The sequence below is a fragment of the Pseudomonas protegens genome, from assembly GCF_003732485.1.
In the GTDB taxonomy this organism is placed as follows: domain Bacteria; phylum Pseudomonadota; class Gammaproteobacteria; order Pseudomonadales; family Pseudomonadaceae; genus Aquipseudomonas; species Aquipseudomonas protegens_B.
On the sequence record NZ_MOAK01000058.1, the window covers coordinates 1,488 to 8,825 of the forward strand.

At 58.3% G+C, this 7,338-nt stretch carries 11 protein-coding genes and 3 pseudogenes; 4 read left to right on the forward strand and 10 right to left on the reverse strand.

The features are described 5' to 3' along the window. Positions 1-95, forward strand: a 95-nt coding sequence (locus BLX41_RS35480) for an integrase (protein ID WP_259744953.1), incomplete at its 5' end; no start/stop codon positions are given. A 394-nt stretch (positions 96-489) separates the two neighbouring features. Here BLX41_RS35480 and BLX41_RS15950 read toward each other — a convergent pair. After that, positions 490-1,128, reverse strand: a complete 639-nt coding sequence (locus BLX41_RS15950; RefSeq protein ID WP_123725692.1) for an NAD(P)H-dependent oxidoreductase — start codon at positions 1,126-1,128, stop codon at positions 490-492. A 76-nt stretch (positions 1,129-1,204) separates the two neighbouring features. Between BLX41_RS15950 and BLX41_RS15955 the strand changes: the two genes are divergently transcribed. Both BLX41_RS15955 and BLX41_RS35485 read left to right on the forward strand, forming a co-directional pair. After that, positions 1,205-1,690 (forward strand): MerR family transcriptional regulator, encoded by a 486-nt coding sequence (locus tag BLX41_RS15955; protein ID WP_259744947.1) that lies wholly within the window; start codon positions 1,205-1,207, stop codon positions 1,688-1,690. A gap of 62 nt (positions 1,691-1,752) precedes the next feature. Beyond that, positions 1,753-1,952: pseudogene (locus tag BLX41_RS35485) on the forward strand (DUF159 family protein); the annotation flags it as partial. On the opposite strand, the gene BLX41_RS15965 reads toward BLX41_RS35485, so the two are convergent. From BLX41_RS15965 to BLX41_RS15995, 8 genes and pseudogenes are all read right to left on the reverse strand, one after another. Further along, positions 1,953-2,210, reverse strand: a complete 258-nt coding sequence (locus BLX41_RS15965) for a hypothetical protein (protein ID WP_123725693.1) — start codon at positions 2,208-2,210, stop codon at positions 1,953-1,955. After that, a complete protein-coding gene (locus BLX41_RS15970) occupies positions 2,207-2,560 on the reverse strand; it encodes a hypothetical protein (RefSeq protein WP_259744948.1) in 354 nt (117 codons plus the stop codon). Before BLX41_RS15970 ends, BLX41_RS15965 begins: the two co-directional genes overlap by 4 nt. 17 nt (positions 2,561-2,577) lie before the next feature. Beyond that, positions 2,578-3,020 (reverse strand): annotated as a pseudogene (locus BLX41_RS15975) (structural protein P5). Positions 3,021-3,079: 59 nt separating this feature from the next. Beyond that, on the reverse strand, positions 3,080-3,250 hold the full coding sequence (locus tag BLX41_RS33690) for a hypothetical protein (RefSeq protein WP_173476955.1): 171 nt from the start codon (positions 3,248-3,250) through the stop codon (positions 3,080-3,082). Then, positions 3,216-3,566 carry a hypothetical protein gene (locus BLX41_RS15980; RefSeq protein WP_185073605.1) on the reverse strand — a complete coding sequence of 117 codons (351 nt, stop codon included), beginning with the start codon at positions 3,564-3,566 and terminating at the stop codon, positions 3,216-3,218. The genes BLX41_RS33690 and BLX41_RS15980 overlap by 35 nt, the downstream gene beginning before the upstream one ends. Beyond that, a pseudogene (gene gpJ, locus BLX41_RS15985) lies at positions 3,553-4,869 on the reverse strand (TipJ family phage tail tip protein); the annotation flags it as partial. The gene BLX41_RS15980 and the pseudogene gpJ, both read right to left, overlap by 14 nt. A gap of 59 nt (positions 4,870-4,928) precedes the next feature. Continuing rightward, the gene (locus BLX41_RS15990; protein WP_123725694.1) at positions 4,929-5,540 is read right to left on the reverse strand and encodes a tail assembly protein; all 612 of its coding nucleotides are present in this window, start codon (positions 5,538-5,540) and stop codon (positions 4,929-4,931) included. 62 nt (positions 5,541-5,602) lie between these two features. Further along, positions 5,603-5,953, reverse strand: a complete 351-nt coding sequence (locus tag BLX41_RS15995; RefSeq protein WP_123725695.1) for a hypothetical protein — start codon at positions 5,951-5,953, stop codon at positions 5,603-5,605. A gap of 97 nt (positions 5,954-6,050) precedes the next feature. Between BLX41_RS15995 and BLX41_RS37365 the strand changes: the two genes are divergently transcribed. Next, the gene (locus tag BLX41_RS37365) at positions 6,051-6,452 is read left to right on the forward strand and encodes an HIRAN domain-containing protein (protein ID WP_123725696.1); all 402 of its coding nucleotides are present in this window, start codon (positions 6,051-6,053) and stop codon (positions 6,450-6,452) included. A gap of 37 nt (positions 6,453-6,489) precedes the next feature. Here the strand turns inward: BLX41_RS37365 and BLX41_RS16005 are convergent, their stop codons facing one another. Continuing rightward, positions 6,490-7,245: a C40 family peptidase gene (locus tag BLX41_RS16005; protein WP_123725697.1), complete on the reverse strand. Its 756-nt coding sequence runs from the start codon at positions 7,243-7,245 to the stop codon at positions 6,490-6,492. Between the last annotated feature and the right edge of the window lie 93 nt (positions 7,246-7,338).

Below are 7,338 nucleotides of genomic sequence, written 5' to 3' on the forward strand. Positions count from 1 at the left end.
CGGAGCTGCAGCATCTGATTGAGGCAGCGAACAAAGTATCAGCGACCGATTCGCGAGGGCCGGCACTGACCATCTTGAGGAGGAAAACGGGTTGAACCCCCGCAAAAGTCCCTGGGCATGAAAAAGCCCAACCTGTGAAGATTGGGCTAAGTCATTGAAAAATATGGTCGGGACGGAGTGATTCGAACACTCGACCCCTAGCACCCCATGCAAGCGGACCTCGCCACAGGCCGCCAAACACAAGGCTTCGCGCCAGGCGCTCGCTGCAACGATGCCTAACAGTGCGCAACCATGATTTACAATGTCACTCGGAAAGTCACTTGGCCTTTTGACCCCATCCTCCGGCGTCCTGCCGAACGAAAACAATCCGCTCTACGCATGCTTTTGAATAGTTGTCACCCAGCCATACGGGCATCCTGCGCGCCATCGATATGAGCGCGATAGCGCCACCCCACTATTGCTGCAGTGTGGGGCGGCTACACTTTCTCCCTAGTTGATTTCGGTTACGAAATTTTCGCGAGACCGCCGTACTTTTTTCAGGTTTACCAGCCAGTCAGATTCTGCTGCCCGATAACCTAAAGGCAAGAGCACCACACTGCGCAGATGCCTGGCTCCCAGTCCCAGAATGTCATCGACAGCCGAGGGGTCGAAACCTTCCATGGGCGTCGCGTCGACTTCCTCGGATGCTGCGGCGATTAAAGCCGAGCCGAGGCCAATATAGGCTTGACGCGCAGCCGCTTGATAATTGGCTTCCTGTCCACGCTCGGCGACTATACCGAGGAGCATTTGACGGTAGTTTTCCCAATCCTGATTGACACTACCTCGTACAACATTAGTCAGGTCGAACATCATGTTGACACGCTCAGCCGTGATGTCGTCCCAAGCGGCGAACACCAGTAAATGAGAGCAGTCGGTAATCTGGGCCTGATCCCAGCTGACCGCCTTAATCTTTTCACGAACTTGTGGATTGGTCACTACCAGCAATTCAAATGGCTGTAGCCCGCTCGACGTTGCCGTCAGCCGTACTGCCTCCAGAATTCGCTCTAGCTTTTCAGCAGGTACTGCCTTGGACGAATCGTACTTTTTCGTCGCATAACGCCAATTCAGCAACTCGGTTATTTTGCTCATCTTTCATATTCCACGTAGATCAAAGGTCTTTATCGAGCCCAATCCGAGTGCCTTCCGGATTGCGCTTCGGCTTATAATGCAGATTAAAGCCAACTTGAAGGTCAAGCAAAAAATGAAAATAGGCGAGATTGCGCGACGTACAGGCCTTGCTGCTTCAGCAATACGGTACTACGAGGAGCAAGGTTTGCTGGACGCCCCCACGCGTGACATGAACAACTATCGCCATTACAGCGAATCCGCCATTGAGCGATTGGAAGTCGTGGTCCACGCGCAAAGGTTGGGGTTTTCTCTTGACACCATTCGCGGCCTTTTCCTTCAAGACGGGAGCTGTTCTAAATCCTTTACCGTGGAACAGATCAACATACGCCTGCAGGAGATACAGCAAATTGAAGCTACCCTAACAGTGCAGCGCGAGGAGTTGTTGATGCTGCAACGAACCCTCGAAGAAAGCCTTCGGACTGGCACCGCCCCTGGATTGGCTTGCCCACGTAGCGCTGAGCGCTCTCGGCCTGATCGAGCCGTAGTAACGCGAAGCAAGCACATGCTGGCTACCAACAAGTAAGGATCTGGAAGAGGCTCTGAAGCTGTAAACCGCAGCACACGGCATAATGGTAGACATATACGCCTGACTTGGCCCTGGAATGGCTTGGCCTGCCACGTCAAAGGACCGCACCGAGCAGATGGTGTTGCATCAGGGAGAGCCCGCCGATGCCTTCGAATGGTTCAGGGTGGGCACCGCTGTCGGCAACGTCAGGAATCATGGGGCGGAACTGATAGAGCCTATGACCAAACCCGCCGGGGGCGATGCGGTGAACAACGGCTGATCATTGACAGGCTGATACGGTCGCGACCAGAAGCCGCTCATACCCGATCCGCTGCCGACGCTCTGCCAGCAGCGCCCGCACCTTTAGTTCCAGGCTGTCGGTCTTCCTGAGGCTATCCGTGGCCCAGGCTGGCACGGGCACCACTGGCGCCCTACACGGCACTTGCACAGGCACCTCCACCCGCACGGTGCGCACTTCAGGCTCCCGCGCCGCACATCCCACCAGCGCAACCACAATTCCCAGCAGCAACCACTTCATAAGCCCAGCTCCTGATCAATGATCGATTCGGCCGCTGGCACCGGGTCACCACCGGTACGCTCCTGCAGTAGGCGATTCGCCGCCGAGTAGTCGTGCTGCGCCAGCTCCTTGGCGTCGGCCTGGGCCTGGGCAGCGTGGCGCTCGCGCTCCTGGCCAGCCAGCACCAGGTCGCCCAGCTTCCTGCCCTGCTCCCCCGCGAGGGCTTCCAGGTTGTTGCGACCAGCCTTTGCCGTGGCCAGAGCCTCCTGGGCGGTGTCGAGCAGCGGCCGGTAATGCCTGGAAGCCAGCCACGCCCCCAGGGCAGCGCCGGCGAACAGCACCAGGACAGCGGTCAGTAGGAGGCCAGCCACCCGCCAGGCGCCGGCGCTCACTTCAGGGCCCTGCGCAGGCCTTCCTCAACCACAGCATCCGGGTAAGGATGCCACCGTTTTCGTGCACGATGATGCCCAGCACGGTCTCGCGCAGCGTCTTGGGGTCGGCCATGTTGATCGAATCACGTACGCCGACGCCCAGGCGTTTGGCGATCGCTGCAGCGTATGCCTGGGTGTTGTTCTCGTTGCTGGGGGCCCATCGGCTGATGAACTCCAGGGGCGTGTCGATACCGGGCTTGCCCACACCGGGCATGCCGTCCTTGCCGCGGTAGTTGAGCAGCAGCTTGCCCAGTGCGCGGATGCCGTTCTCGGCGGTGTCGAAGACAGCGAACCGGCCGTTCGGCTCCTTGCCGAGCTGGCCCTGCCAGTCATTGCGTGGGTTGTAGTCGATGTTTCCCGGGTTGCGGTTGCGGACGCCGCGGGCGTTTTGAATTGTCATTGTCAAACTCCAGGCACAAAAAAACCCGCTCTAGGCGGGTGTGGTCGGGTGTTGCTGTGTTAGATCAGGCTGCGCGCCTCGGCACGCTTCTCTGCAATATCGGCCGGGACTTCCTTGCCGGTTTCCAGCTTGCGCACCACAAGCCAGTCAGTTTGCTGCAGGTACTCCCTGGCCTCTTGCGCCTTTTGGTCCTGCTCAGTGAACGTCTTCTTGCTCTGCGAGAAGTCCATGGTCGTCCTCAATGATTGGGGTCTCAGAAGCTGGTGCCGGGTGATCAGTGGGAATGTCCACGGGGCCATCGGCAGTCACGGTCACAGGCTCAGGAAAGCGAATGGCATCGGTGGCCGTGGCTTCGTCGTAGGGCATCAGGAGCGCGATCGACAGTACACCGTCAGTGGACATGACGGCTTTGTCGGCGAACAGCGGGGAGCCGATAGCCTCAAGCGAAAGCTCGTAACCACGCTCAAGCGGTGAAAAGTCGAATGACTCCCCGTTAATAGTTACCTCATTCCCTTTTACGACTACCGACTCAAGGTGATTCGCCATAACGGCGCTGCAGCTTCTGGTCGGTCACTGCAGTGACGTCGGTATCGTAGTTGTTCGCCGGGTTGTCGTAGCTGACAAGAGCGCGCGTGTACCGGGTGCGCTCCGATGCGCTGGAGTAGGTGAACTTGCCGTCGATCACATTCGCTCGCGTGTAGGCAAAGTCAAAGTCGGTGTCACGTGGCATATCGGACAGGGTAAAGACCTGCCCTTGGGCCCAATAGGTCATGCCACGGTAGATGGCGGAGATATCGCGTAACAGCGTCCAGGCATCGGCCTTGCTCTGGAGATTCAAGTTGCAGATGAAGCGTGGCTCTGTTCCGCCCTTCCCGTCTGGCACCAATTGGTCGCAGTACTGGGAAATCCGGTACAGCTCCCACTTGTCCACCTGCCACGGCTTGATGCGCCGGCCCAAACCGAAGCGGTCGCTGACAGTGATGTCGTAGGTCATCCAGGTTGGGTTGTCAGTCCAGGCCAACTTGAAGCTGCCATCCCAGATACCGGAGTAGGTCCTGGCCACAGGGTCGTAGTTGGCCGGCACAAGGACCTTCTTCAGCTTGGTCTCCACGGTGACGGCTGGGATGCTGCGAAACTGTTCAGCTGAGAACTCGATGTAGAGCAGCGCGGTGTTCGGGTAGCGCAGCTTTGCATCGATGACCTCAGTGAAACCAGCGATCTGCATGGTGTCGGCAATTTTGTTGTTGTTCTGGTTCGGGGTGATGCGGGTCACCCTGAGCAGCCACCCGCTGGCAGCTGCCGGCAGATTGATACGCCGGGTACGCTCGTAGACACTGGTGGTCTTGCCATCCACTGCCTCGTTCAGGACCTCCTGATAAGCCCCGCCGTCGGTGGCCACCTCGACCTTGTAGGCAATCCGGTAACCGTTGATGTTGCCAGCCGCATCAATGGACTGAAGCATCGGCCAGGCAAAGCGCAGGCGCACGGCCGAAAGCTGGACGTTGTTGATTGCACGAACCCACGGAGTGCCGCTGCGCAACTCGGTGCTGATGGTTGTCTCGTTCTCGACCGATGGAATGCCCTGGATGTAGGCCTGGTCCACTGCCCCAGTGCGCCACTCCCACTTCACGTTCGGGAAGTTCATGTTGCCCTGAGGGTCTTGCAGTGGAGTGTTGTCGAGGTATATGTCACGCGCAGTCGGCACGCCTTCAAATTCGCCCTCGCCCACTGCAATCAGCATTTTGGCTATGGCTACAGAGCGCAGACTGTCCGGCGCCTCTATCGGTGCCTTGGGTTTCTTTTCGCCGCCCTTGGCGCCGTGGACTTCGATACCTTGTACTGCGCCCATGCTTTCCTCCAGGCAATAAAAAGCCGCCTCATGGGCGGCTGCGGTGCTGCGAGCGACGATTACATCTGGTCCTCTGCGTAGATGGCGGCGCTGATGATCGCCCCACCTACACGGCGCTTGCCGTAGCAGAGCGGTACCGGGTTGCCAGAAGCGGTGGTGTTCTTGGCGCTGCCGAAGGCGTAGCCAGGCGTGTTGTCTGGTGCGGCACTGGTCTTGAGGCCGCCAGGTTGGGGGCTGAGCATTTGGATCACACCACCCAGCATCATCGACCCGCCCGTCATGATCAACGCTGAACCAAATGGCGCGCCAGCACCGAAAGTCCCCCCGGTGATGATAAGGCCAACCACAACCAGAACTGCACCCACGATGGTTTGCAGGGCGCCACCGCGCTTGCTGCCGGTGATCACTGGAGCAATGCGAATATCACCCTCTCCCGCAAAATCAAGTTCCTTCTCCACCAGGTTTGTCTTGCCGCGAAATACAGCGAACTCAAACCCACGGGACTTAGCATTGGACAAGAAGCGCTCGAAGCCGGGAATCTGTACGCACAAGGCCTTCACCGCCTCGGCAGGGCTCCTCACTGCCATCCGAAATGACCGCCCAAACTGCCGGAGTTGACCATAGAGTAGGATCGTAGTCATAGGCTGATAATTGATAGCAAGCGCCGCCATTTGCTTTTCTCCAGACAATAAAAAGGCCCGCCTAAGCGAGCCCTGAACAATTTAATGTGCCGCTACAGGCAGCCCTGTAGTGCGGTCAGTCGTTTGTTGGCAATCCAGTTGCCAACCACTACGTAATACTTTGCCTCAGAGCCTGAGCCCTTTGGCTGGATATCAACAAAGTACTGAGAGCCCTCAGTGAACACCGTATATCCGGTATCACGCCCCGGCTGAAGCGTTGCCCCAGGCGTGCCGCCGAAGATCGGCTGATTCTGCCATTCGGACTGGACACATTTTGCCAACGCGGCGTCGGCTTTCTTCGAGATCAGCACCTTATACGGCCCCGCCTGGCGCGCCTCATTCATGGTCGGCGCCATGCACCCCGCCAGCACCACAACCGCTGCCGCCGCTATCAAAGCCCGCATGGTTCTTCCTCGTCCTGAAAGTCGTTGACTGTATCACCGCTTCAATTGGCTGCTCTATGATTGGTGCAAACCCTAACGCTGAAATCGGAATACAAAGATGTCCCGACGACCTGGCAAGCTGCAATGCGTAGACCTTCCGCCCCTTACCGGACGAATCCGAGGAACGACCAGCTTTGGCTTCCATGTTGTTGGAGAATCGTATTTTCAAGCCGAGCTGAGGCACATACGAAATAACATGTCGGTCGCCTACGAAAACAATCTAGAAGCATTCATTGTGACCGAGCCGAACAATCCTCATGACAAAAACGCCTGCGCCGTTTACATCGACTCATTCAAGGTTGGATATCTTCCGAGAGACGCTGCGAAAGACTACGTGACACAGATGCGCGGAAACGGAGTGTTCGGAGAGTCGTGCTTTCAAATTCGCGCCAAACTGATTGGAGGCCTTGGAGAGCGACCAAATATAGGCGTCTTACTGAACCTCCCCACGGGAGGATGACCTACCTTTCTTGTTTTTGGCCCGCCGTGTCACTTGGTTATTGCGCATCTTTGTGCCTGAGAATCAGGCGAGCTCTGTGATACCAAGGCCCGCCGAAGACGATGATCTCGCTCGGGCGCCCGTACAGGTGGTGCAACAGGAAAGGCCCAGGGCCGAAGGTGCCCGACTCTTCCCCTGGCAATGCCGGATCGGCACCCAGGTAGATCCCGGCGTGGTTCGGATGTGCAGTGCGCCCCACTGCCATGACGATCATGTCACCACGATCAGGGCGGTCCACACGGTAGAAGCCGGCAGCCTCGTAGGCCTGCTCATAGAGGCTCGGACCAGCCGGGTCCTCCCACCAGCCGTCCTCCCGCTTGAAAGCCTCGAACTCAAGCCCCCATTCCCGCTTGTACCAGTCCGCACAGACCTGCCAGCAGTCCCAGGCGCCATGCACGAATGGGCGCCTGAGAAGCGGCGTAGAGCCCGATGGGGTAACCGTGCGCAGATCGCCCTCAGGCCAGCTCAGAATGTGCCAGGGCAAGGCCGTGACCTCGCACATAGCCAGGTCCCGAGGTGACGGCCTGCTGGTGGCGTCTGGGTGCGAATGAACAATGCCGATCACCTCACCCAGATCCTCCGCCGTGGCGTAGTCCTCCGGGTCAAGCCGGAATTCTTCGCTCGGCTCAGTCGAGATGTTTCGGCACGGGAAGTACTGCTGCCTGCGACCAATGGTAAGGACCAGGCCGCAGCACTCCTTCGGATACTCAGCTGCCGCATGCGCCTGGATCGCGCTCAAGATGTGCTTGCGCATGATCAGCTCCTGGCAATCAAAGATACGGCCGGGTATCCAGCACCCGCTGGGTGATCTCGATTTGCTTGGCCAGGTCCGGGAAGATTTCAGATC